Source organism: Mycobacterium dioxanotrophicus (assembly GCF_002157835.1).
In the GTDB taxonomy this organism is placed as follows: domain Bacteria; phylum Actinomycetota; class Actinomycetes; order Mycobacteriales; family Mycobacteriaceae; genus Mycobacterium; species Mycobacterium dioxanotrophicus.
The window spans coordinates 2091299-2114123 of record NZ_CP020809.1; the positions used below are offsets into that span (position 1 = coordinate 2091299).

A 22825-nucleotide genomic window follows, 5' to 3' on the forward strand; every position below is an offset into this window, starting at 1 on the left:
GGTGTGGGCATGAGCAGGCGCCCGCGAGGAACCGCAGGCGGATCGTCCATGAGTGGCCTGCCCGTGCCGACCACGCCGAACAAGTCACCGGCGTGGAAGGTCGGCGGCGCCGCCATCCTCACCTTTGTCGCACTGCTCTACGTGATCGAGCTGGCTGATCAGCTTTCGGGTGGGCGGTTGGACCGCAACGGCATCCGCCCGCTGGAGACCGACGGCTTGTGGGGCATCCTGTTCGCCCCGCTGCTGCACGCCAACTGGCAGCATCTGATGGCCAACACCGTCCCGGCGCTCGTACTCGGATTCCTCGTGACGCTTGCCGGGATGAGCAGGTTCATCTGGGCGACGGCGATCGTCTGGATCCTCGGTGGCTTCGGCACCTGGCTGATCGGCGATGTCGGCGGATGCGCCCTGCCGACCAACCACATTGGTGCGTCGGGGCTGATCTTCGGCTGGCTGACCTTCCTTATGGTGTTCGGCTGGTTCACCCGGCACGTCTGGCAGATCGTCGTGGGCATCCTGGTGCTGTTCATCTACGGCGGCGTGTTGTGGGGAGCCATCCCCGAACTCAACACGTGCGGCGGGGTGTCCTGGCAGGGACACCTGTGCGGGGCCATCGCCGGGATCGTCGCGGCTTACCTGCTGTCCGGGCCCGAACGCAAAGCCCGGCAGCTCCGCAAGCGGCCCAACCAGCTGACCTCATGAGAGATCAGCTCGCGCCGATCGGGATTTTCGATTCCGGGGTCGGTGGGCTCACTGTCGCCCGCGCCATCATCGACCAGCTACCCGACGAGGACATCGTCTACGTCGGCGACACCGGCAACGGGCCATATGGGCCGCTGACCATCCCCGAGATTCGGGCGCACTCGCTGGCCATCGGCGACGACCTCGTCGCCAGGGGAGTGAAGGCGTTGGTGATCGCGTGCAACACCGCGTCGTCGGCGTGTCTGCGGGACGCGAGGGAACGCTATGCTCCGGTTCCGGTGGTCGAAGTGATCCTGCCCGCGGTGCGGCGCGCGGTCGCCGCGACCCGCAACGGGCGGATCGGCGTCATCGGCACCGCGGCCACCATCGCGTCGCGGGCATACCAGGACGCCTTTGCCGCGGCGCGTGACACCGAGATCATCGGGGTGGCTTGTCCCCGGTTCGTCGACTTCGTCGAGCGCGGCGTGACGAGTGGGCGGCAGGTGCTCGGGCTCGCCGAGGGGTATCTGGAGCCTCTGCAGCGCGCCGAGGTGGACACTCTCGTGCTGGGCTGCACCCACTACCCGATGCTGTCGGGGTTGATCCAACTGGCCATGGGCGACAACGTCACGCTGGTGTCGTCGGCCGAGGAGACCGCGAAGGACCTGCTGCGGGTGCTGACCGAACTCGATTTGCTGAAGCCGCACGGAGTTTCCCCGGCGCACCGGGTCTTCGAAGCGACGGGCGATCCGGAGGCGTTCACCGCTCTGGCGGCCAGATTCCTCGGCCCCAGTCTCGACGGCGTGCGGCAGGTGGGGCGTCACGCCGGCGCCGGAACATGATCTCCGTCGCCCAAACCGGCCATGTCTTGGCGACGTGCATGCCAGGCATGGCAAGCTAGGCACTGTGCGTTTGACCGTCCTGGGATGCTCCGGCAGCGTTGTCGGCCCAGATTCGCCGGCGTCGGGGTATCTCGTCACCGCGCCGGACACCGTGCCGATGGTGATCGACTTCGGCGGCGGCGTTCTCGGCGCGTTGCAGCGCTACGCCGACCCCAACGCGGTCAACGTGTTGCTGTCGCATCTGCATGCCGATCACTGCCTGGACCTGCCCGGACTCTTTGTCTGGCGGCGCTATCACCCCATCCCGGCCACCGAACGCGGCATCATGTACGGCCCCGCCAACACGTGGGCCCGGCTGGGCGCGGCGTCCTCGCCCGAGGGCGGCGAGATCGATGACTTCACCGACATCTTCGATGTGCGTAACTGGGTGGACGGCGAGGCCATCGAACTGGGCACGCTGAACATCACCCCACGGTTGGTATGCCATCCGACCGAGTCGTACGGCATGCGGTTCACCGACCCGTCCGGTGCGACGCTGGTGTACAGCGGCGACACCGGCTACTGCGATGCGCTCGTGGATCTGGCGCGCGGCGCCGACGTGTTCCTGTGCGAGGCGTCGTGGACCGACGATCCGTCTCGCCCGCCGCGGCTGCATCTGTCGGGTGCCGAGGCCGGGCGTGCCGCCGCGGCGGCCGGTGTGGGCGAGCTGCTGCTCACCCACATCCCGCCATGGACGTCGCGTGAGGACGTGATCAGCGAGGCCAAGGCCGAGTTCGACGGCCCGGTGCACGCCGTGGTGTGCGGCGAGGTATTCGACATCACCCGATAGGGTTGGCGGGTGTCCAGACGAGAAGACGGCCGCCTCGACGACGAGCTGCGCCCGGTAGTCATCACCCGCGGCTTCACCAATCATCCGGCCGGCTCGGTGCTGGTGGAATTCGGCCAGACCCGTGTCATGTGCACCGCCTCGGTCACCGAGGGCGTGCCGCGCTGGCGCAAGGGATCCGGGCAGGGCTGGCTGACCGCCGAATACGCCATGCTTCCCGCGGCCACCCATGACCGGTCGGACCGGGAGTCGGTCAAGGGCCGGGTCGGTGGCCGCACGCAGGAGATCAGCCGGCTCGTCGGCCGTTCCCTGCGGGCCTGCATCGACCTCGGGGCGTTGGGGGAGAACACCATTGCCATCGACTGCGATGTGCTGCAGGCCGACGGCGGCACCCGCACCGCAGCCATCACCGGCGCATACGTCGCGTTGGCCGATGCGGTGACGTACCTCGCCGCTGCGGGACGGCTCTCGGATCCGCGGCCGCTGTCGTGCGCCATCGCCGCGGTGTCGGTCGGCGTGGTCGACGGCCGTGTGCGCGTCGACCTGCCCTATACCGAAGATTCCCGCGCCGAGGTGGACATGAACGTCGTCGCCACCGACACCGGAACGCTCGTCGAGATCCAGGGCACGGGCGAAGGCGCAACCTTCCCGCGCTCGACGCTCGACAAGCTGCTGGACGCCGCGCTCGGGGCCTGCGAGCAGTTGTTCGTCATTCAGCGCGAGGCGCTGGAATTGCCGTATCCCGGTGTGCTGCCGGAAGGCCCGGCGCCCAAGAAGTCGTTCGGAAGCTGAGGGCTGATGCCTGAGCTGTTGGTCGCCAGCCGCAATCCGAAGAAGCTGGCCGAGCTTCGGCGCGTGCTCGACGCCGCCGGGGTGTCGGGGCTTTCGCTGCTGTCCCTCGCCGACGTCGCGCCCTTCGACGAGGCACCCGAGACCGGCGCGACGTTCGAGGACAACGCACTCGCCAAGGCCACCGATGGCTTCCGGGCCACCGGACTGGCGTGTGTGGCCGACGATTCCGGCATCGCGGTCGCGGCGCTCAACGGCATGCCCGGTGTGTTGTCGGCGCGGTGGTCGGGAAAGCACGGGGACGATGCGGCCAACACCGCACTGCTGCTGGGTCAGCTCGCCGATGTGCCCGACGAGCGGCGCGGCGCGGCGTTCGTCTCGGCCTGCGCCTTGGTGTCGGCCTCGGGTTCGACCGTGGTGCGCGGCGAGTGGCCAGGCACGGTCATCCGCGAGCGCCGCGGCGACGGTGGCTTCGGCTACGACCCGGTGTTCCTGCCCGACGGGTCGACGCGGACGGCCGCCGAGCTGTCACCGGCCGAGAAGGACGCGGCATCGCATCGCGGGCGGGCGCTGGCGTTGTTGGTACCGGCGCTACGGGAGCTGGCCGGCCTTACAGGCTGAAGCGTTCTTTGATCGCGATGGTGTTGAAGTGCTCGGCGATGATGCCCAGCAGCGGGATGGTGCCGGCGAGCAGCGTGCCTATGGTCTTGCCGAGAGGCCAGCGGATCTTGACCGCGAGGTTGGCCGTGAACATCAGGTACACGAAGTACACCCAGCCGTGCACGATGCCGATCCAGCTCGGCGGATTGTCGACCTGAACGATGTACTTGAGCACCATCTCGTAGCAGAGCGCGATCAGCCACAGACCGGTGGCCCACGCCATCACGCGGTAGCCCAGCAGGGCCTTGCGGATGGTCTCCTTGGGCGTGGTGACCTCGGTGTCCGGTTCGGGTGCGGTCATCTATCGGTCCTGTCTTTCTTCTCGGCATCGCTCTTGGCCAGTTCGGCGAGGTACCGGTTGTACTCACTCATGGCCTGATCGTCATCGTCGTCTTGTGCTGCGGGCCTTGGCCTTTCAGGCAGCAGCCCGGCAGGGATCTCGGTCTGCTGGGCAACCGGCTGCGGTGGCGCGTCCTCGTAGCGGACGAACTTGTAGTACGCATAGAAGCAGAAGGCGGCGAACATCGGCCACTGCAAGGCATAGCCCAGATTCTGGAAGCTGCCCGAGATCGATTCATACCGCGTCCATTGCCACCAGGCCAGCCCCATGCAGCCGGCAGCAGCGAGGCAGACCAGAGCGATGAGCGCTGGCCTCCTACGCCGTGTAGTGGACATTAGTCCACGGTACCGCGCGGTCCTTGGGGCCGACGAATGTGTCGAGGCGGGCGGTGTCCAGTGGATGTCCAGGTTGTCCAGCGCGGCGGTGAACAACGGTCAGTACGCCGGAAGCGTCACCCAAAAGGGATGTGTCGAGTAGGCGTGCGCTGCCGCAGGCAATGCTGCGTAATCGTGCTCAACGCCGCAGTCGGTGATGCGCGGGGCTGCCGGAAATGTGACGGCGGTCGAGTCCGCCAGTCCCGGATGGTTGGTCGCGGTATGCCGGTGAGGCGCGCAATGGCGCAGTCGTTCATGCCCGAAGCGATCAGGCGCTCGGACTTGGTCGAACTCGTCCGTGGACCGCACGTCGAGCCCCCTCCGCCGGCGATGCACCGAAAGCACCGCCACCCTCCGACACGTTCGGCTTCAACGAGAGCTGTACGATCGGGGTGCTGCGGGCGTGGCGAAATTGGTTTACGCGCGGGCTTTAGGTGCCCGTGTTCGAAAGAACATGTGGGTTCGAGTCCCACCGCCCGCACTGATCAGCCCGTTTGGGTTTCCACCGGAGCCGCATTGGATTTCACGGTGTTGAGAATCGCGACGATGTTGTCGACGTCGGCGTCGGGGAACACATCATCGGGTCCCGTCGGCGCGTGGTCCGTGTACGGGGATTCGTAGAGCCTGGCCGGTTCGACGACGCCGTTCCGGGTGAGCTCGGTGACGATCAGGTCGATAAAGCGGATCTGGTCTGCGGTAAATCGGGTTCCGTCCAGGTAGCTTCCGAAGGCTTCGACTGCGGCATCACGGTCCAGGCCGATAAGTCCACGGATGAACAGACCCAACCCGTGTGACTGCTCTTTGGCGAGCGCAATGTCGTCATCGCCACCGGTCCCACTGTCAATGAGCATCTTTTCCAGTGAGGCCAGGTCGTCGGGTGTCAGCGGCTTGTTGCGTCGCAGGCGTTGCAGCGCGACGTGGTCCTGGTGCTGCTTCAAATACGCGGCGGCCTTGAGCCGGAAGCGTTCCCAGTTTGTTCCTGGCGTGATGCCGGGCAGGTCGACGAGCGTGGACTCGCCCAGCTCGTCCTGGAAGTCGGTGTAGACGACGACCTTCTTGGCCTTCTCCAGGAAGCGCAGGAGGCGGCGCAACTTACGGCGGGCCAGTTCAAGCATGGGCAGCGTGACGTCCACCCACCACTCGTCGCCGGCGACTTCGTCGAGGAGAGCCTGCTGGGCGGCGACCGACGGGATGGCCGTCTGGTTCAGCAGTCCGGACGCGATCAGCTGAATCTGCTCGCGCAGCCGTTCGGCGGCGACCGCGTCGCCTTCGAGCTGGGCGAGTTGACGTCGCAGGATGAGCAGGTCGAACCGTTTGGCGTCCTCGTCATCGTCCTTGTGTGTCGAGGGCAATCCGGCGAGGTGCTCGGCAACGTCGCCCGCGGCTTCGGGCGTGAGCACCGGCCAGGCGTCCCAGTTCGCATACCGTTCGACCAATCGCCGATGCGGGCGCACCAGAAAGTTCTCGAGGTTCATGCCGACGACAGTGCGGTGCAGCGACCACGCGGTGTCGACGCGCAGGCCCCGGTCGCTTTCGGCGCCCTGTCCCTCAGGCGGGTCGGGATCATGCGGAGGTTGGGCATGGTCAAGGGCGGTGATCAAGCCGAGACGGGTCTCAAAGAGCCTCTGGTTCAACGATTTCTGGAACGAACCTTGTGACCCGGGCAGATCCTGGCTGAAGAATTCCAGGTTGCTGCAGAAATCGAAGACGTAGAAGTTCTGCTTGTGCAGGCCCGGTCCGTACAGGTCGGGGCGCAGCCGAGTGCCCCGACCGATCATCTGCCAGAACTTCGTCTTGGACCGCACCAGCTTGAAGAACACCAGGTTGACCACCTCGGGCACGTCGATGCCGGTGTCGAGCATGTCGACCGAGATCGCGATGTGCGGTGCCTTGTCGGGGATGGAGAAGTCGTCGATGAGACTCTGGGCGTACGGCGTGCTGTGGGTGATAACGCGCGCGAAATGCCCGGCGTATTCGGGGTATTGGCGGTCGAAGCGCTGGGCAATGAACTCGGCATGGTCCTGGTTCTTCGCGAAGACAATCGTCTTGCCCAGCCGATCTCCGGACGCGACGCGATGGCCCTTTGCCATCAACTCGGCGAGCACCTTGTCGACAGTGTCTTCATTGAACAAGAACTTGTTGAGCTCCTCGGAGGTAACCGTATCTGGGGTGTCAACGTCGTCGCCCCAATCCAATGCGTCCCAGTCGTCTTTCTCTTCTTCGGACAGGTCGGCGTATCGGATACCCTCCTGCAAGAACTTTGTCCCGCAAGAGATTCCGACGGCGGGTACCAGGAATCCCTCGGTGACTGCGTCGTCGAGACTGTAGGCGTCGGTCGGCACCCCGTCCTCGAGCTGGAACAGCCGGTAGGTGTTGTGGTCCACCTCGTCCTTCGGTGTTGCGGTCAGCCCGACCAGCAACGAGTCGAACCACTCGAAGATGGCCCGGTACTTCTGGTACACCGAGCGGTGGGCCTCGTCGATCACCACAAGATCGAAGTAACCCGGACCGAATTTCCTTACCCCGGAGCCGGTGTCGTTGATGAGGTTCATCATCGTGGGGTACGTGCTTACGTAGACACGACCGTCGGAGGCCTTCTCGGTCACCAGGTTCACGGTGGTCGCGTCGGGCAGATGTGTCTTGAAGGCATTGACGGCCTGAGTAACCAGCGCCGTGCGGTCGGCCAGGAACAGCACTCGCTTGACCCAGTTCGCTTCCATCAGTTGCTTGACGAGCGCGATGACGGTGCGGGTCTTACCCGAACCGGTGGCCATCACCAGCAGTGCTTCGCGACGTTTGGCGTCGAAGCTGTCGTCGATCGCGCGGATGGCCCGATGCTGGTAGTGCCGTTCGACGATCTCGGAATCGATCGGCGCGTCGCTCAGCGGTTGACGGGTTCGGCGACGTTGGACCAGCAACTCGAGTTCGTCACGAGTGTAGAAGCCTTGGACCTCACGCGGGGGATAGCCGCCCACGTCATCCCAGATCCAGTGTTCAAAACCGTTGGTGTAGAAGATGACTGGACGTCGACCCGTCGTCTGTTTCATGCAGTCCGCGTACAGTTTCGCCTGCTGCTCGCCGAGGTGGGGGCTCTTGGTAGTCCGTTTGGCTTCCACCACCGCGAGTGGCAGGCCGTCCGCGCCCCACAGCACGTAGTCGACGTAGCCCTTGCCGCCGCCGGGCATACCGGTGACTTCGAATTCGCGGTCGCGGGCCTCCGTCAGCGGCCAGCCAGCCTCGTTGAGCAAAAGGTCGATGAACGTATCGCGGGTGTCTGCTTCGGAGTAGTCGCGGTCGTCGGGCTGGGTATTCGTCGCCTGGGCCTGCTTGATCTGTTCGCGTAGCGCGGCGATTTCTGCGTCCTTGGCCTTGGACAGCTCGTCCTTGTCGGCCAGGGCCTTGGCATGCGCCTCATCCTGGGCGGCGAACTTGGCCGCAAGCTGGGCGACTTCCTGCCGGCTCAGTGGGGCGGCCTTGGCCGCGAGCTTGGGATCGAAGGCCAACTTCAGTGGCGCGGCCTTCGGGTAGGCCGAGTGGTGGTAGACCGCCCACACCATGACGTGGTGTAGTTCGCGGAGCACGGCGAGGGCGATGGCTGGAGCAATCGGCTTCTGTTCGTGTACGGCCGCATTGCCGGCTTTGCGGATCAGGTTGAGTTTCTGTCCGATTGCCGGGGTCACTGCGGCGCGGAACGGTTGCTCGTTGATGCGCGCCGACAGATCGTTCTTGTAGGGCATTGGCAATGCCAGGATGTCGTAGAGCAGATCGACGAGGTGCTCGATCGCTCGACGGCTGTAGAAACATGCCGAACGGGGATCGGAGCTGAGATAGCTTTCGGCACGGGCGCAGTCGATATGGATTTCCGGCCAGTCAGCCGCGCCGACGAAGGCGAAATTGCTCACGGCGCATCCTTCCTTTTCTGGCCTCCGGCCGATGGTGGTGAACCTATCAAGTTTGCGCGGCTCCTGAGCCGAACTGGACTGTCTACCAGTTGGCGCCGACAAGTCGTCGGGGATTGCGGTGCCTAGGAAGATTGACTGTGTTGGACGGCTCGTGTGAGGAGGACCGATGATCGAAGTACTGCCGGATCTGCCGGACGGCGTGTTCGGGATCAGGGTGTCGGGTCACGTCACAGGCGACGACTTGCGGCAGTTCCGGCCCGCCATCGATGACCTATCGAACAATGGTGAAATCCGCATCGTCGAGGTGATCGCGCCCGACTATGCCGGCTTCGGACCGGGGGGACTGGTGGAAGATCTGAAGCTTGGACTGGGGATGGTCGCCCACCATCACTCGGCGTTCAAGCGGATCGCTGTTGTGTCGGACAAGGACTGGGTAGCCCATGCGATGCATGCATTCGCCTGGATGGTTCCGGGTGAGCTGAAGGTGTTCGGGCTTGATGAACTCGATGCCGCCAAGGAGTGGGCAGCGGGCCGAGTGTAAGTCGTACGATTTTCCTGTACGATACCCGTACGGTAAATACGTACAGCTAGGGAGTCTGTCCCGTGTCTATCAGTGCAAGTGAAGCCCGACAGCGACTCTTCCCGCTCCTCGAGCAGGTCAACGTCGATCACGAGCCTGTACGTATCACCTCCAAGGCCGGGGATGCGGTTCTCATGTCGGCCGACGACTACGACGCGTGGCAGGAAACCGTCTATCTCTTGCGCTCGCCCGAGAATGCCCGGCGACTTATGGAGGCGGTCGCCCGGGACAAGGGCGACGGAACCTGTCAACCTGAATGAGGCACCGTTGCGCGGTATTTACTGAGCGTCCTCCTCTGGATGGTGGGGTCGGTTGATCCACGAGATTTCAGGGATCTTCGGCGGTTCGGGCGGTTTGCGGACGAACCGTTCCGGGTGTTCGGCGTAGGCGGCGTCGAGTACGCCGGCACGCTTGTCGCGGATGGCCTCGGCCAGGCCGTAGTGGACGTCAGCGGCGGTATGCAGGCCCAGCCCGCTGTGGCGATGTTCATCGTTATACCAACCGAAGAAGACCTGGCAGTGCAATCGAGCTTCCTCGATCGAGCCGAACCGGCCGGGGAAGTCGGGCCGGTACTTCAACGTCTTGAACTGGGCCTCGCTGAACGGGTTGTCGTTGGAGATGTGCGGTCGCGAATGTGACTGGGTGACACCGAGATCGGCGAGCAAGAACGCAACCGGCTTGCTGGTCATGGAACTGCCGCGATCGGCATGGATCGTCAACTGGTCACGGTCGATCCCTTGCTTGGCGCAGGTCTGGCGGATCAGCACCTCGGCCAGCGCCGCCGATTCGCGGCTGGCAACCATCCAGCCAACGACGTACCGCGAGAAAATATCCAAGATCACATACAGGTAGTAGTAGGTCCACTTTGCCGGGCCGCGCAATTTCGTTATGTCCCACGACCACACCGCATTTGGGGTGCTGGCCACCAGTTCGGGTTTCACCTTCGCCGGGTGCGTGGCCTGGGCGCGGCGTTCACGCACCTCGCCGGCTTGGCGCAGCAGCCGATAAAACGTCGACTGTGAGCCCAGGTAGACACCTTCGTCGAGCAAGGTGGCCCACACCTCAGCCGGCGCGACGTCGACGAACCGGTCGCTGTGCAGCACATCGAGGATCGCCTGCTGCTCGGCGGCACTCAGCGCACGCGGCTGCCGCCGCTCACGGTGCGGGATCGGCTCTGGTCGTGTCGGGGCCGGGCTTTGCCGGTGGCGTCGGTAGTAGCTGGCCTGCGCGGCACCCACCGCTTCGCAGGCGGCCCGCACACCCAACTGCGGTGCCAACTCCATGACGGCCTGATCAGTCACGTGGTCGACCTCGGATCGGTATCCGCGCTCTCGGAGAGCGTCTCCAAGAGCGCGTGCAGTTTTGCCTGCACATCCACCACGGCGCGGGTCTTGGCCAACTCCTGTTCCAGTCGCTGCTTTTCGGCTTGCAGGCGGGCGATCTGCTCGGCGGCCGGATCACGGCGCTTGCGCCCGCGCGGGGCGGCCAGCCCCGCCAACGCGCCGGCGTCGCGGGCTTTGCGCCACTCGGTGATGTGGCTGGAATACAGCCCCTCACGGCGCAGCACCGCGCCCTTCTCACCGTCAGGTGCCGCGTCGTAGGCGGCCAGGACCTCCAGCTTGTACTTCGCGGTGAACGTCCGTCGCCGAGCGCGTTCGGGCACCTCGGGATCGGGACGTTGCGTTGCATCGTCAGCCACCCGACCAGGATCTTCCATCCCGGCCGCGCAGACCAACGTCGTCACCTTGCTTGCCATTTCGGGGAGTCTCTCCATCCCCGCCCTCGGGTCACTAATTATCAGGGGGCGAGTGCCTCAACCCAGGTTGGCAGAGAGGGCGACCGCTCTGCGTCAGCGGAGTACAGCAAGTCGATTGATGAACTCGAGGGGATGGCCGGCGGTCGGGAGTGAGAAGTATCAACTTCGATCCCGACGCTTGGGAGGACTTTCTGTTTTGGTTGGCCTCGGATCGTAAGATGGCCCGCCGGATCACCAGACTCATCGCGGAGATTCAGCGCGACCCGTTCACAGGGATCGGGAAACCAGAGCCTCTGAAGGGGGAATTGTCCGGGTACTGGTCGCGGCGGATCGATGACGAACATCGACTCGTGTACCGCGCAGACGACACCGAGGTCAAGATACTGAAAGCCCGATATCACTACTGACGGATGGATCTGCCTCCGCGCATGGCCACGACGTCATTCGTCCTCTCTCCCGTGGGTCGGCAGATCAATCCGGATGTCCCACAGGTGCACATGGCCAGGAATCTCTTGCTCCATGAACCATTCCCAATCCTCGTACTTGTCCGCGTCGGCCTGCCACTGGTCTGCTTCAGAGTCGCGGCCGGCGCTACGCAGAACGCCTGCCACCAGTCGCTGAAGCGTCTGGCTACCCTTGTGGAAGCAGATTCCGTCGAGCATCTCGATCGCTTGCCGCGCTACACCGTCGATCGCGTGATCCATCCTGTGTTGTGCCACTTCGGCGAACTTCAACTCGGCTATCGCCCAGTGGTAGGCGGCGTCGGCCGCGCGCATCGGGTGGTACATCTCGCGGCGGTCGATCAAGTTGGCCACCATCTCCTGGGCAAGGGCCACCGATTCCTCTGAGGGAGAAAGGAAGTGGATGAGAGAACTGAACGCTGCGAGCATCAACTCGGGGTCGCCTGCATCGACCTGTCGCGCTAGCACTACGGCCCGTCGATAGGCTGACTCGGCGCCCTCTCGATCATTCAGCTCTTCGAGCGTCTCGCCGAGCCGGAAACCCGCGTGCGACGCATCAGCAAGGTCTCCCGTTGCCATCGCCTCATCCACGTTGGCGCGTAGTTCTCCAGCTCGCTCTGCCGCCGACTTTGGTGGTGGCTGCAGTTTGCGCCAGACATCGCGGGCCTTTTCACCGACCCGGCTCAGGTCGTCGGTGACCTTGCATACCAGGTCGAATTCCGCATCTTGGATCAGTTCGGCATCGAATGTCTCGAAGATGAGGTGGCGTGCCGTGTCGTAATGATCGAGTGCTTTCTCCAGTTGTCCCGCGCAGAGTGCCTCGTCACCGAGCCGCTCGAGTTCCTCGGCCGACACTTTCGATTGCTCGCTCATCGGGCGACCTCCATACCATCCGCTCCTGCGGCGCCCGGACTGGAATACAAGTTCTTGCTGAGCAGCGCGATCAAGCCGCCCAAATTCACTCGCAAGTTCTGCTGCTCAAGCCTGTCCATCTCTGTCCCTCCTACGTCGGTTCGTTCGAGAACCGCATAGCGTCGCATGAGGTACCGACATGTCGAGGACTAGAACGCGCAATAGGTGCGGCGGGTTTCCCTCTCCCATGACAGTGACCACAGACCGGTTCGACAAAGGGATATGCGGTCAAGTCTGTTCGCTCGTGCACACGCCCAACTCGGCTTCGAGGCTCGCGTAGGTGGCGCGGCCGTTCTGGGCCGGCGTATCGACCGCGTACATGATTGTCTTCAATCATGTTATATATCAACATGATTGGTGAGATCGCATCAGTGAACGCGCTACCCGTCGTCGGCCGCGTCAGGTGGAGCCAGCAGTTCCTCAGGGCGGAAGTGATGGTTGACAGTGTCCTGACCCGTGTTCATCAGTGGCGGCGGATACCAGAGGATGCGGCCGGTGTCGGGATCGACGCTGGTCGTCCAGCCGAGGCCGACGAGGCGGTTATCGGGTCCGCAGCTCAGTCCGAGGTCCGGGGCGTCGGTCTGCCCGCCATGTTGCCAGTCGGTTTTGGCGTGGTGGACCTGGCAGTGGTCGGCCGCTGCGGTGCATCCCGGCCGCGTGCACCCGCGGTCACGGTCGTACAACAGCAGTCGTTGCGCCTTGGTGGCCAGCCGTTTGGTGCGGGCCATGTACAGCGGCTCTGCTGTGTGATGTTTGTAGATGGTGAGGTAGTGAAAGCTGTGAGAGGCCAGCCGAATTAAATCTTTCATCGGCATCCGTATGCCTGAGCCAGTGACCGCAATGCCCGCTGCGGACTCCAGCTCGGACAGCGTGGTGGAGACGACCACGGTGACGGGAAGGCCACCGTGCCGGCCGAGTCGTTTGGACATGAGCAGTTCGCGCAGCGCCGCTTTGAGCGCATCATGATTGCGCTGGGGCTGAGTGCGGGTGTCCCGGGCCGCAGCCTCCGCTTGGGCCTGCTCGCGCTCTTGCTGGGAGGCGTCTGCTTCCGGCGGATGGTCAGCGGCCACCGAATCAGCGGCGTCGGGGGCAGCGGGCTCGGGGGCAGCAGTGTCGGCCGCGGTGTCGTCGGTGTTGGGAGTGTCGAGTGGGTTGGGAGTCGGGTTGTGGATCGGGTGCGGGTCGTCGGGATTGTTGATGCCGGGCTGGGCCCACACACTGTTGATCGTGGCGACATACGCTGCGGTTTCGGGATCAAGCCAGCCCTCGACGTGTACGTACCCGTCGGCATCCTGTCGACCCAGACGCAACCCCCGACGATGCGCGGCGAGATCGGGACTGTCGCCGTCCTGATTGAGCAGAAACAGGAGTTTTTCCGCACCGGCCTTCAGGGTTTCAGGAGTCTCGCGCGTTGCCGCCGCCACCAGGTCAACTTCGACTTCGGCCAGTTCCGTCGCGTTGACGTAGCTCGCGACCTTTTTCACCGTGTCGCTGATGATCGCGATGTGATCAGCGCTGATCGTCCCGTCCAATAACGCCATTGCGGAGGCAGGAAGCGCAGGCTCCAACACCTCACCACCAACGGTGTACCGCGGTGCCAACTCGGTCGCTGCAGCTACACGGCGGGAGGCTTCCTTGCGGCTGATTCGCATCCGGGTAGCCAGCACATCAATCCAGGACTTGCCGCCGATCTCGTGCGGCGTGGCTTGAGCCATCAACGCCGCCTGGATGCGGTGATCAATGAGCGCATGAGTGCGGGCACGCTGTTCCCGTTCGGATTGGATCGCCAACAACTCTGCGGTGTCGAACGTCGTGAAATCGACATCGGCCAGCGCCGCGGTCGAAGCTTGGTGCCCCGTCAGTGCACGCTGCACTGCGTCTCGGGCCTCCGCAACGCCAACCGCCATGGTTCGAACATACATTCGAGCACTGACAGAATTTGCCGTGTTGAGACTGATGTGACCACAGTGGCCAGAGTTTTTGAGCCAGGCCTGGGCCGGTGCCGTTGACTGCGAAAGCTTAGGCAACCCAGTTTGATTGGGCCTGAGGGCGTCAGGCCCCGACGCATCCGGTCCCACAATGTCTATGTCACGACCGAGGCCTGGTGCGTAGGTGTCGGCCATCGTCGATATCGGCTCCCGATTGCCCCGAATCTGCTCGTAGCAGGCATCAGTCGTCTCTGTGACGATCGGACAGATCAATCCGGATATCCCACAGGTGGACGTGCCCGGGAATCTCTTGGTCCATGAACCACTCCCAGTCCTCATATTTGTCCGCGTCTGCCTGCCAGCCATCTGCCTCAGCGTCGCGGCCGGCACCACGTAGGACGCTGGCCACCAGGCGCTGAAGCGCCTGGCTCTTGTCGTGGAAACAGATGTCGTCGAGCATCTCGATTGCTTGCCGTGCGATGCCGTCGATCGCGTGATCCACCCGGTGGCGCGCCGCTTCGGCGAACATCAGCTCGGCGACCGCCCAGTGATAGGCCGCGTCGGCGGCGCGCATCGGGTGGTACATCTCCTCGCGGTCGATCAAGTTGGCCGCCATCTCTTGGGCAAGGGCCACCGATTCCTCTGAGGGGCTGAGGAATTCGCTCAGTGCGCTGAATGCCCACAGCATCAACTCCGGCATGGTGGCGTCGACTTGCCGCGCGAGTGCGACCGCCTGTCGGTAGGGCAGATTCCGCGGCGTCACGATCGCCGAGTTCCACGAGTGCCTCGCCCAGATCAATGCTGATTCTCGCGGCATGGGCCAGGTCACCGGAATTGGTGGCGTCGGCCGCCAATGTTCGTAATTCAGCTGCGCGCGGGGCCGGAGGCAGTAGTCCGCGCCGGATGTCGAGCACTTTCGCTCTGGTGCGGTTGAGGACCTGGACGATCCTGGCGGATGTCTCGTCATCGAAGACAACATCTATCAACGGCAGGAGCAGGTTGTTGACCTCCTCGTAGTGATCGATTGCCTCGTTGAGCCGTCCCGAGCACAGCGCACGGTCGCCGAGCTGTTCGCTGGCTTCCACGGCGTCGGCGATCAGTGCTGGTTGCTCGTTCATCGGGCGACCTCTGTGCCGTCGACGCCTGCGGCGAGCACGATGATGTCGTCGAGTGCCTCCGACAACAGGACTCGATCCTCAGGGCCGTCGCATTGGCCGGCCATCCGGGCCTGGACGAACAGCAGTTGCATGAGCCGACTGAACACGAGGTCGTCCGTTGTGCGGGTCAGCGCGCGCACGGCCCGGTTGTCCCAGTTCACCACTAGATGCGAGAGGTCGCCGTATCCCGGCGATGTCATGTCGATCTGCCCGTGACCGATGAAGACGGCTGGAAGGTCGGGCGATGGAAACTGGCGCGCGACAACGCGACACCCTGATGTGAGGAGCGCCTGACTACCGCGCTGCTCGAATGTCTGCACCTCGCCGGCGTCGAGGGACGGCATCGTCAAGGCAGCAACTTCGGATGCCGGATAGGCGCGGGTGACGGTCACGCCGGAAATCACTTGCGGCAGCATGAGCAGAACCTCTTGGTCGAGGGTGTGGCCGGCGTTGATGACGATTCGCCCGCCCGGGTTGAAACTGGCGATGGTGCGAAACTCCTTGACCGACACGGCATACAGGATGTTCGGGTTACGGTCGATGACGTCGATCAACCGCATCTGCCCTTCCGTCGTTTGTACCGTCAGCATGGGCAGCACGACTTCGGCCAATGCGAGATTCTCGGCGTCGACGCCATGCGTCGCCGCGGATCTGAGCTCCAACTCGTTGTCGGCGACGAATTCGGCGAACCGTTCGGGATCGGTGTCGGCGAGGGAACGCAGCCACGTGAGTGCTGTGTGACCGAGTTTGCGCCGTGTCATGGTCAGCGCCGCGTTGCTCATGATGGCTTCGCGGCTGGCGGTCGGCTCAAGCTTGGTGGAATTGATTGCGGCCCAGGAGAAGAAGCTCCACGCTGGCATCAGGGTGGCGTCCGCATCGTCGACCAACATGCCATTGACGTAGACGCGGTTACGTGCGGAGGGCTTGGACCTCCCCGCGGAACCGATATATACGACGCCCTGCAATCCCAACTCGTGGTCGACGACTTCGATGGCGTCGAACTGCCTGCCAACGCCCATGCCGCCGTAAACCGGTGAAACACCTTGCCGCACTGCGGAATGGTGTGCGCCGAAATCGTGCATCCACGGAAATCCGCGCGAAACACTCTGCGGTCCTTGGCTTGTCAGCACTGTGATATCGACGGGGAGGAATTCGGCGTACTTCTGAACCAACGGGCTCACCTGCTCGGCTCGTGCCCACCCGACCATGTTCGGGCGCGGCCGTAACCGCACCGTGGTTCCCACGGCGACGTACTCTGCGACTGTTCGGGTCGTGTATGTGCCGTCGCTGCGGCCGACCCACTCGATCGGCTCGGCGCCGGTCGCGCTGCGGGAGACGACGGTGATCTCGTCGGCGACGAGAAAGCAACTCAGCAATCCGATGCCGAATTGACCGAGGTAGGTCCGACGTCTCTGTTCCAGCTCCTCGCTCTTGGAGCTGGCGCCGACCGTCGCGAGGAACTGCTCGACCTGCTCCGGGCTGATTCCGATTCCGGCGTCGGTGATCGTGAACTCGCTGGCCGGCGAGTCCGGAGAGGCGATTCCGTACGGGGAGATCGAGATGACGCGCGGTACCGCGGGGCCACCAAGTGCGTCGCGTGCCGTGATGGCGTCGACCGCGTTCTGGATCAGCTCCCGCACATACACGCCGGGGCTGGAATACAAGTTCTTGCTGAGTAGTGCGATGACGCCGCCGAGATTCACCCGAAAGTTCTGCGGCTCAAGCCCGTCCATCTGTGGCCCCTTCTATGTCGGTTCATTCGAGAACCGCATAGCGTCGCACGGGGGACCGACAAGCCGGGTTCGGTCAGCGGATGCTGTTAGGCGGACTCGTCCTTCTCGATCTTGTCCGCGGCTTCGACCGCGGCCAGCGGCCCCTGCCGGCTCTGCAGTGCCTGCATCGCGGTGCGCGCGTAGATCATCTGGCTGGTGATGGCCATCTGGCCCCTGCCGCGGCCCAGGAAGGTGATGAACCAGGTCACCAGTGTGGTGAACCGATTCTTGTAGCCGACCAGGTAGACCAGGTGCAGCACCAGCCATGCCAGCCATGCCAACGGACCGCCGAATTCGAGTTTCTTGGACGATTTCGGGATCGGCACCTGGGCCACCGCGTCGAATCGTGACACCGTCGCCATGCTGCCCTTGTCCCAGTATGTGAACGGCTCGCGGTTCGCCGGATCGTCCTGACCCGCGAGCGAGCGCTTGATGATGTCGGTCGCGTAGGTGGCGCCCTGAATCGCGCCCTGCGCCATCCCGGGCACATCGGGGACTGCCATCAGGTCACCGACGACGAACACGTACGGATGGCCTTTGACGGTCAGATCCGGCTCGACGACGACGCGTCCCGCACGGTCGATCTGGCTGCCATCGGACTGCTCGGCGATCAACTTGCCCAGCGGGCTGGCCTGCACACCGGCCGACCACACCTTGCAGGCACAATCGATACGGCGTTCACTCCCGTCCTTATCTTTCACGGTGATGCCCATGTAGTCCACGTTGGTGACCATGGCGTTGAGCTGGATCTCGACGCCGAGCCGCTCCAGGCGTTTCTGGGCCTTGAGTCCGAGCTTGCGACCCATCGGCGGCAGCACCGCGGGGGCCGCGTCGAGCAGGATCACCCGGCAGTCCTCCGGCCTGATGGTGCGGAACGCACCGGCCAATGTCCGTTCGGCGAGTTCGGCGATCTGTCCCGCCAACTCGACGCCGGTGGGGCCGGCGCCAACCACCACGAACGTCAGCCGGCGCTCCCGTTCGGCGTGATCGGTCACCACCTCGGCAGCCTCGAAGGCCCCGAGGATGCGGCCCCGCAATTCCAGTGCGTCGTCAATGGTCTTCATGCCCGGCGCGAACGTCGCGAAGTGGTCGTTACCAAAGTAGGACTGCTGGGCGCCGGCGGCCACGATGAGGCTGTCGTAGGGCGTGACGGTCTCCTGCGACATCAGCTTCGAGGTGACTGTCTTGGCTTGTAGGTCAATGCCTTCCACTTCGCCGAGGCGGACCCTGACGTTCTTCTGGTCGCGTAGCACCAGGCGGGTGGTGGGCGCGATCTCGCCTTCCGAGAGGATGCCCGTGGCTACCTGATAGAGCAGCGGCTGGAAAAGATGCGTCGTCGTCCGCGAGATCAAGGTGACGTCGACGTCGGCGTGCTTGAGGGATCTCGCCGCCTTCAAACCGCCGAATCCGGACCCGATGATCACGACGTGGTGGCGTTCGGCGACGGTGGTCATATTGCTCCTTCGGGCACAGCGGCGGGACCGAATGACACCGGCAAACATACCGGCTGACGTGTCTGTGAGGGCTCGTTGCGCGTAGTCGGTGGGGAGGCTCGAGGTCTTGGGCACAATTGTCGCGATGGTGGCCGCCCGTATGCCGCTTACAGCCGCACGCGGTGGCCGCTCGAGTTGCGCTACGGCAAGGTCAGCCGTGGTGTGTGGCCATCGATAGCAGGCGTTCCCTGATTGCCCGAGTCTCGGCCCCGAGATCCATCGTGAGAAACCGGTACCTCTGCCCGCCGATGACGACGAACTGGTCGACGTCGGCGTCGACTGGATAGAGCAGGACGCCTTCCGCGATTGCACCGAGAAGATCGCGATCGTGTTGTGACTGCACATAGGCGTAGAGCTGGAACATCTGATTGCGCGAAAGTCTCGGTGTTCCGAATCAGTTCGGCTTGAGGAGCCTCGAAAGGTTCCGACGGGCGCCAAGTCTGGCCGTTGCTCAGCACAACCAGCGTGGGATGCGTGAAGGCTGGCTAACTTTCGAGCCGGGATGGTTCTGTCGTCACAGCTCACCTCGGAAGGCACGCGATTGGAGAGATGCGAAGAGTTCGTCGATTTGAGCGAGAACTTCAAGCTGATGCTGATGCTGTTGCTGGACGCGGCTGACGAATTGCCTGAACCGCCGCTGTTCGCCTATTGGTGGAATCGCCGTTGGTGCCGAGCGCACCGTCGATGTGCTAATCGTATTTAGTCCCGACGTTGTGTTTCCCGCCCTTCGGAAGTGAGAAGCCCCAGCCTCAGAGTTGAACCACGCGACAGCGAAGACCGGATCAAGGCGATCGGCGTTGGGCCGGAACCGGATCAGATGGTTCTGATGAACACAATCGTGGATTTCGCCGGTCCACATCGCAACTCGACCAACCTCGCGAGGATTGGCATGGCCCTCTACGAAAAGAAGGTCACCTGATTCCAGGCGTGTTCGTGCTTGTTCCGTCGCAGTGACAGATATCAGCTTGACTTCAGACAGATCGAGTCGGCCGCGGTGTACATTCGCGACTCGTAAGTAGGGCATGGCCAAAGGCAGGCTATCTCGTGCTTTTGTGACCTGCAATCCACCTTGAATATCGCCACATTCTCCTAGTGTGGCCTGAGGCTTGATGCCGTCAAACATTCGCGCAAATTCGGAGTGCCCCAATTGATTGACGCAATCAATTGCCGCGCGCTGCTTAATGCGAATCGCATCGGTGTGATCGAGGATCGCGGCGATGCGGCGCTGCTCGTCGAGTGGTGGTAGGGAGATCTGAATTTTCGAAACGATTTCCTGGTTCAGATTCGGCATAGTCGTACCGAGAGATTCCCGTTCCAGTGTCCTGACCATGTCGGGACTGGAAAGCAGCAGGCTCAAGAACTTCGATGACAACGCAGGCCCGGGCCGGACGATCAATGACCCTGTGCCGCAAAGATAGCCGTTAGCGGTGGCATCGACGACAGCGCATCGACCCATCTCGCCCCGTCGACCGAGGACCACGTCGCCTTCTGCCAGGCGATAATTGCTGAGTTGACTCGCTTTTTCGACCGAGACGGCGTGCCGAGGATCCGGAAGTATCGATCCGCGCTCGATGTGCATCGGGTTGACCAGGGGGACACCGTCTGCCACATAGTCTTCCTTATGGAGGAGCGAGCCGAATGGGCCGATCCGTACCTCCGCTACTTCGCCTAGCTTCAGTGTTGGCCATTTCACGACAGCATCGCTTTCAGTTCGGCCAGCCCAGAAGTGATCTCGCCTTCAAGGTTCTCGATCTCGGTGATGATCTCCAGTGGGGGCCGGTGTTGGACTTCGTCGTGGACGATCTCCTTGTAACGGTTGAGCGATAGGTCATAGCCCTGCGCAACGATGTCGTCTTTCGGCACGCAGAACGATTGCTCGGCGCGGGCCCGTTCCAACTCGGACGAAGAACGTAACTTCCACCGCGACAACGTATCCGGAAGATCATTGGCCTCTACGGGGTCCCGCTTGTCATCAAGCGAATACCCGTCGAAGGTGACCTCATAGAACCACACGTGGTCGGTGCCACCGGAGTTGGTCTTGGTGAACAGCAGGATCGCCGTCGAGACACCGGCATACGGCTTGAACACACCTGACGGCAGTTTCACGATCCCGTCGAGCTTCTGATCCTCCACCAGGATCCGGCGAAGTTCCTTGTGTGCCTTGGAGGATCCGAAGAGAACGCCGTCGGGCACGATCACGGCGGCCCGGCCGCCCGGCTTGAGCAGCTTCAAAAATAGTGCGACAAAAAGCAGTTCGGTCTTCTTGGTCTTGACCACTCGCTGCAGATCTTTCGAGGTCGCCTCGTAGTCGAGCGAGCCGGCGAAGGGAGGATTGGCGAGGATCAACGTGTACTTCTCGGCGTCCTCACTGGCGCCTTCAGAGAGGGAATCTCGGTAGCGGATGTCGGGGGATTCGATGCCGTGCATCAGCATGTTCATGCTCGCGATGCGCAACATTGTGTTGTCGAAGTCGTAACCGTGGAACATGCTGGCGTGGAAGTGTCTCCGCTGGGCCGCATCGGTCAGCACCGAGGGGTGCTGTTCGCGGACATACTCCGACGCCGCAACGAGGAACCCAGCGGTGCCGCTCGCGGGATCGCAGATCTCGTCGGTAGGCTGCGGTGCGGTCATGTCGACCATCAGCTTGATGATGTGCCGGGGTGTGCGGAACTGCCCATTCTGGCCCGCGCTGGCGATCTTCGACAGCATGTACTCGTACAGGTCGCCGTTGGTGTCTCGGTCGGCCATCGGGATGTCAGCGAGCATGTCGACGACTTTCGACAGCAGCGCCGGGGTCGGGATGGTGAAACGCGCATCACGCATGTGCTCGGAGTAGGTGGAGCCGTCGCCGCCGAGCGCTCGCAGGAACGGGAACACCTTCTCGGAAACCGTCGTGAACATCACCGAAGGCTCGGTGTTCTTGAAGTGCGACCATCGCAAGTCTTGCTGGTCCGGCCCGAACCGCAACTCCTCGGCTTTGCCGGTACGGCGAGCGCGATTCTCCGCGAGAGTGTCCAAATCGTCGAGTCGTCGGATGAACAGCAGGTAGGTGATCTGCTCGATCACCTCCAGCGGATTGGAGATACCGCCGGACCAGAAGGCGTCCCAGACCCGGTCCACCTTGCTCTTCAACTCACCCGTGATCACTGCACTACCCCTTGTTGCTCGCAACGAACTGAACCGAACTGTATATACGACAGCTCCGACAAACGGCGGGATGCGGCGACGGGCGAGTCTTGTCGGTGACCTCTGTCATTCTGTGCGGCTCGCATATGCGGGCGATTCGGACAGGTCAAGGAGGCCCGCAATGAACAAGCTCGCAGGTACCGGCGTTGTGGTGGCCGCCATCGCCGTCAGTGCAATCATCCCGATGGCTGTGGCCGCGCCCGCCCGGGCCGACCAGTACAACTATGTCGCCCAGCTCGATGATCGCGGGGTGTACTACTCGTCGATCTCGGACGTGATCGACACCGGCAAGATGACCTGCCGGCTGCTGCGGAGCGGTGCTGGCGTGCCGGCAGCGATGAACTTCGTCGCACGCAGCGGCTACGCGTCGTACGAGACCGCGATCGTCGTTGTTGCAGCAGCGCAGAACATGTGCCCCGACGTCCTGCCGGTCCTGAATGCGTACGTCAATGCCGGCCCGACGACGGGTGCTTAGCTTGTGCCGCGGTGCCTACGGCACAACGGTGAATCGGCCGCCGTCGATCGGTCGGAGAACGTCAAAATGGCGGCGGTCGAGCGTCGCGATGGAGCGTGTGCGGTACTGCTCGGCCAGAACAACGTTGGAGGCGTCGGCAAGGCCGACCTGTTGATCGCGGTATTTCCTGATGATGGTGATGGCCGATTCCAGTTCCGGAATGCCGAAGGCGGCGAGTTCCCAGGCGCCGCCCGACAATTCCCGCAAGACCGCCACCTCGGCATCGACTCCGACTCGGGTGGCAACCAGGTAGTCGAGCTCGGCGAGAACGTACGGTGACACGACGAGTCGATCGTCGGTGCCCTCGATGGCCTCGACCACGGCTTGGTGGTCTGGCTCATTGGAGTCGAAATAGGCCAACAGCGCGCTCGTGTCGACGATCACCGCTCGCCGAAGCCTTTGAGAAGCTCGTCCACGCGGCGCGCCGCTGGCTCCGGACCTGCGAAGAGACCGCCTCGTGGCCGCGGCTTGTTTATGGACACACCCGCCCTGATGGACTCCCGGATGACCTCAGCCTCTGACACCCCGCGCTCCCGCGCAACGCGTTTGACTGCCGCTTTGAGGTCATCAGGCAGGTATATCGTCGTCTTCTCCACAAACGTATGGTACTACCGGTGGTGCCATACATCCGAAGAGCGGCGTGCGACCCGTC

The 22825-nt window shown here is 63.4% G+C and carries 23 protein-coding genes and 1 tRNA gene; 10 read left to right on the top strand and 14 right to left on the bottom strand.

Annotation, left to right across the window (positions count from 1 at the left end; all coding sequences use genetic code 11):
- Nucleotides 1–3 precede the first annotated feature (3 nt).
- The 5 genes from BTO20_RS10090 to BTO20_RS10110 all read left to right on the top strand — a co-directional run bounded on the left by BTO20_RS10090 (nt 4) and on the right by BTO20_RS10110 (nt 3759).
- Nucleotides 4–702, top strand: coding sequence for a rhomboid family intramembrane serine protease (locus BTO20_RS10090; protein WP_408632160.1), 699 nt, complete (start codon nt 4–6; stop codon nt 700–702).
- Nucleotides 699–1523, top strand: coding sequence for a glutamate racemase (murI, locus tag BTO20_RS10095; protein ID WP_083163485.1), 825 nt, complete (start codon nt 699–701; stop codon nt 1521–1523). The genes BTO20_RS10090 and murI overlap by 4 nt, the downstream gene beginning before the upstream one ends.
- Before the next feature lie 64 nt (nt 1524–1587).
- Nucleotides 1588–2352: a cyclic nucleotide-degrading phosphodiesterase gene (locus tag BTO20_RS10100; protein WP_083163488.1), complete on the top strand. Its 765-nt coding sequence runs from the start codon at nt 1588–1590 to the stop codon at nt 2350–2352.
- A gap of 9 nt (nt 2353–2361) precedes the next feature.
- Nucleotides 2362–3141, top strand: a complete 780-nt coding sequence (rph, locus tag BTO20_RS10105; RefSeq protein WP_064947265.1) for a ribonuclease PH — start codon at nt 2362–2364, stop codon at nt 3139–3141.
- A 6-nt stretch (nt 3142–3147) separates the two neighbouring features.
- The gene (locus BTO20_RS10110) at nt 3148–3759 is read left to right on the top strand and encodes a non-canonical purine NTP pyrophosphatase (RefSeq protein ID WP_087075491.1); all 612 of its coding nucleotides are present in this window, start codon (nt 3148–3150) and stop codon (nt 3757–3759) included.
- Here BTO20_RS10110 and BTO20_RS10115 read toward each other — a convergent pair.
- Nucleotides 3749–4099: a DUF3817 domain-containing protein gene (locus BTO20_RS10115; RefSeq protein WP_029371915.1), complete on the bottom strand. Its 351-nt coding sequence runs from the start codon at nt 4097–4099 to the stop codon at nt 3749–3751. The genes BTO20_RS10110 and BTO20_RS10115 overlap by 11 nt on opposite strands.
- On the bottom strand, nt 4096–4473 hold the full coding sequence (locus BTO20_RS10120; protein WP_087075493.1) for a hypothetical protein: 378 nt from the start codon (nt 4471–4473) through the stop codon (nt 4096–4098). Before BTO20_RS10120 ends, BTO20_RS10115 begins: the two co-directional genes overlap by 4 nt.
- Before the next feature lie 436 nt (nt 4474–4909).
- On the opposite strand from BTO20_RS10120, the gene BTO20_RS10125 reads away from it, so the two are divergent.
- Nucleotides 4910–4993 (top strand) — tRNA-Leu (locus tag BTO20_RS10125).
- Between the two features lie 4 nt (nt 4994–4997).
- On the opposite strand, the gene BTO20_RS10130 is transcribed toward BTO20_RS10125, so the two are convergent.
- Complete coding sequence (locus tag BTO20_RS10130) at nt 4998–8414, bottom strand: DEAD/DEAH box helicase family protein (protein ID WP_087075495.1); 3417 nt, start codon at nt 8412–8414, stop codon at nt 4998–5000.
- 166 nt (nt 8415–8580) lie between these two features.
- Here BTO20_RS10130 and BTO20_RS10135 point away from each other — a divergent pair, with 166 nt between their 5' ends.
- A complete protein-coding gene (locus BTO20_RS10135) occupies nt 8581–8955 on the top strand; it encodes a SpoIIAA family protein (protein ID WP_087075497.1) in 375 nt (124 codons plus the stop codon).
- Nucleotides 8956–9017: 62 nt separating this feature from the next.
- Nucleotides 9018–9254, top strand: coding sequence for a type II toxin-antitoxin system Phd/YefM family antitoxin (locus BTO20_RS10140; RefSeq protein ID WP_087075499.1), 237 nt, complete (start codon nt 9018–9020; stop codon nt 9252–9254).
- A gap of 18 nt (nt 9255–9272) precedes the next feature.
- Here the strand turns inward: BTO20_RS10140 and BTO20_RS10145 are convergent.
- Nucleotides 9273–10711 (bottom strand): IS3 family transposase gene (locus BTO20_RS10145; RefSeq protein WP_408632189.1). Its coding sequence is split into 2 segments (ribosomal slippage): nt 9273–10345 and nt 10345–10711, totalling 1440 coding nucleotides; the frame shifts between segments, so codons are not numbered across the junction.
- 188 nt (nt 10712–10899) lie between these two features.
- On the opposite strand from BTO20_RS10145, the gene BTO20_RS10150 reads away from it, so the two are divergent.
- Nucleotides 10900–11157 (top strand): Txe/YoeB family addiction module toxin, encoded by a 258-nt coding sequence (locus BTO20_RS10150; protein ID WP_087075501.1) that lies wholly within the window; start codon nt 10900–10902, stop codon nt 11155–11157.
- Between the two features lie 33 nt (nt 11158–11190).
- Here BTO20_RS10150 and BTO20_RS10155 read toward each other — a convergent pair whose 3' ends face one another.
- From BTO20_RS10155 to BTO20_RS10185, 8 genes are all read right to left on the bottom strand, one after another.
- Entirely contained in the window at nt 11191–12084 is an 894-nt protein-coding gene (locus BTO20_RS10155; protein WP_157680178.1) for a hypothetical protein, read from the bottom strand.
- A gap of 419 nt (nt 12085–12503) precedes the next feature.
- Complete coding sequence (locus BTO20_RS10160) at nt 12504–14030, bottom strand: HNH endonuclease signature motif containing protein (RefSeq protein WP_157680179.1); 1527 nt, start codon at nt 14028–14030, stop codon at nt 12504–12506.
- A gap of 262 nt (nt 14031–14292) precedes the next feature.
- Nucleotides 14293–14751 (bottom strand): hypothetical protein, encoded by a 459-nt coding sequence (locus tag BTO20_RS39240; protein ID WP_157680180.1) that lies wholly within the window; start codon nt 14749–14751, stop codon nt 14293–14295.
- Between the two features lie 414 nt (nt 14752–15165).
- On the bottom strand, nt 15166–16941 hold the full coding sequence (locus tag BTO20_RS10165) for an ATP-binding protein (protein ID WP_087075508.1): 1776 nt from the start codon (nt 16939–16941) through the stop codon (nt 15166–15168).
- Between the two features lie 86 nt (nt 16942–17027).
- Nucleotides 17028–18434 (bottom strand): NAD(P)/FAD-dependent oxidoreductase, encoded by a 1407-nt coding sequence (locus tag BTO20_RS10170; protein ID WP_087075510.1) that lies wholly within the window; start codon nt 18432–18434, stop codon nt 17028–17030.
- 190 nt (nt 18435–18624) lie between these two features.
- A complete protein-coding gene (locus BTO20_RS10175) occupies nt 18625–18837 on the bottom strand; it encodes a hypothetical protein (RefSeq protein WP_087075512.1) in 213 nt (70 codons plus the stop codon).
- A gap of 150 nt (nt 18838–18987) precedes the next feature.
- Nucleotides 18988–20166, bottom strand: coding sequence for a restriction endonuclease subunit S (locus tag BTO20_RS10180; RefSeq protein WP_087075514.1), 1179 nt, complete (start codon nt 20164–20166; stop codon nt 18988–18990).
- Nucleotides 20163–21620 carry a type I restriction-modification system subunit M gene (locus BTO20_RS10185; RefSeq protein ID WP_087075516.1) on the bottom strand — a complete coding sequence of 486 codons (1458 nt, stop codon included), beginning with the start codon at nt 21618–21620 and terminating at the stop codon, nt 20163–20165. The genes BTO20_RS10180 and BTO20_RS10185 overlap by 4 nt, the downstream gene beginning before the upstream one ends.
- A 160-nt stretch (nt 21621–21780) precedes the next feature.
- Between BTO20_RS10185 and BTO20_RS10190 the strand changes: the two genes are divergently transcribed.
- A complete protein-coding gene (locus BTO20_RS10190) occupies nt 21781–22134 on the top strand; it encodes a DUF732 domain-containing protein (RefSeq protein WP_087075518.1) in 354 nt (117 codons plus the stop codon).
- Between the two features lie 15 nt (nt 22135–22149).
- Here the strand turns inward: BTO20_RS10190 and BTO20_RS10195 are convergent, their stop codons facing one another.
- Nucleotides 22150–22557: a PIN domain-containing protein gene (locus BTO20_RS10195; RefSeq protein WP_087075520.1), complete on the bottom strand. Its 408-nt coding sequence runs from the start codon at nt 22555–22557 to the stop codon at nt 22150–22152.
- Complete coding sequence (locus BTO20_RS10200; protein WP_087075522.1) at nt 22554–22769, bottom strand: ribbon-helix-helix domain-containing protein; 216 nt, start codon at nt 22767–22769, stop codon at nt 22554–22556. The genes BTO20_RS10195 and BTO20_RS10200 overlap by 4 nt, the downstream gene beginning before the upstream one ends.
- Nucleotides 22770–22825: the final 56 nt, after the last annotated feature.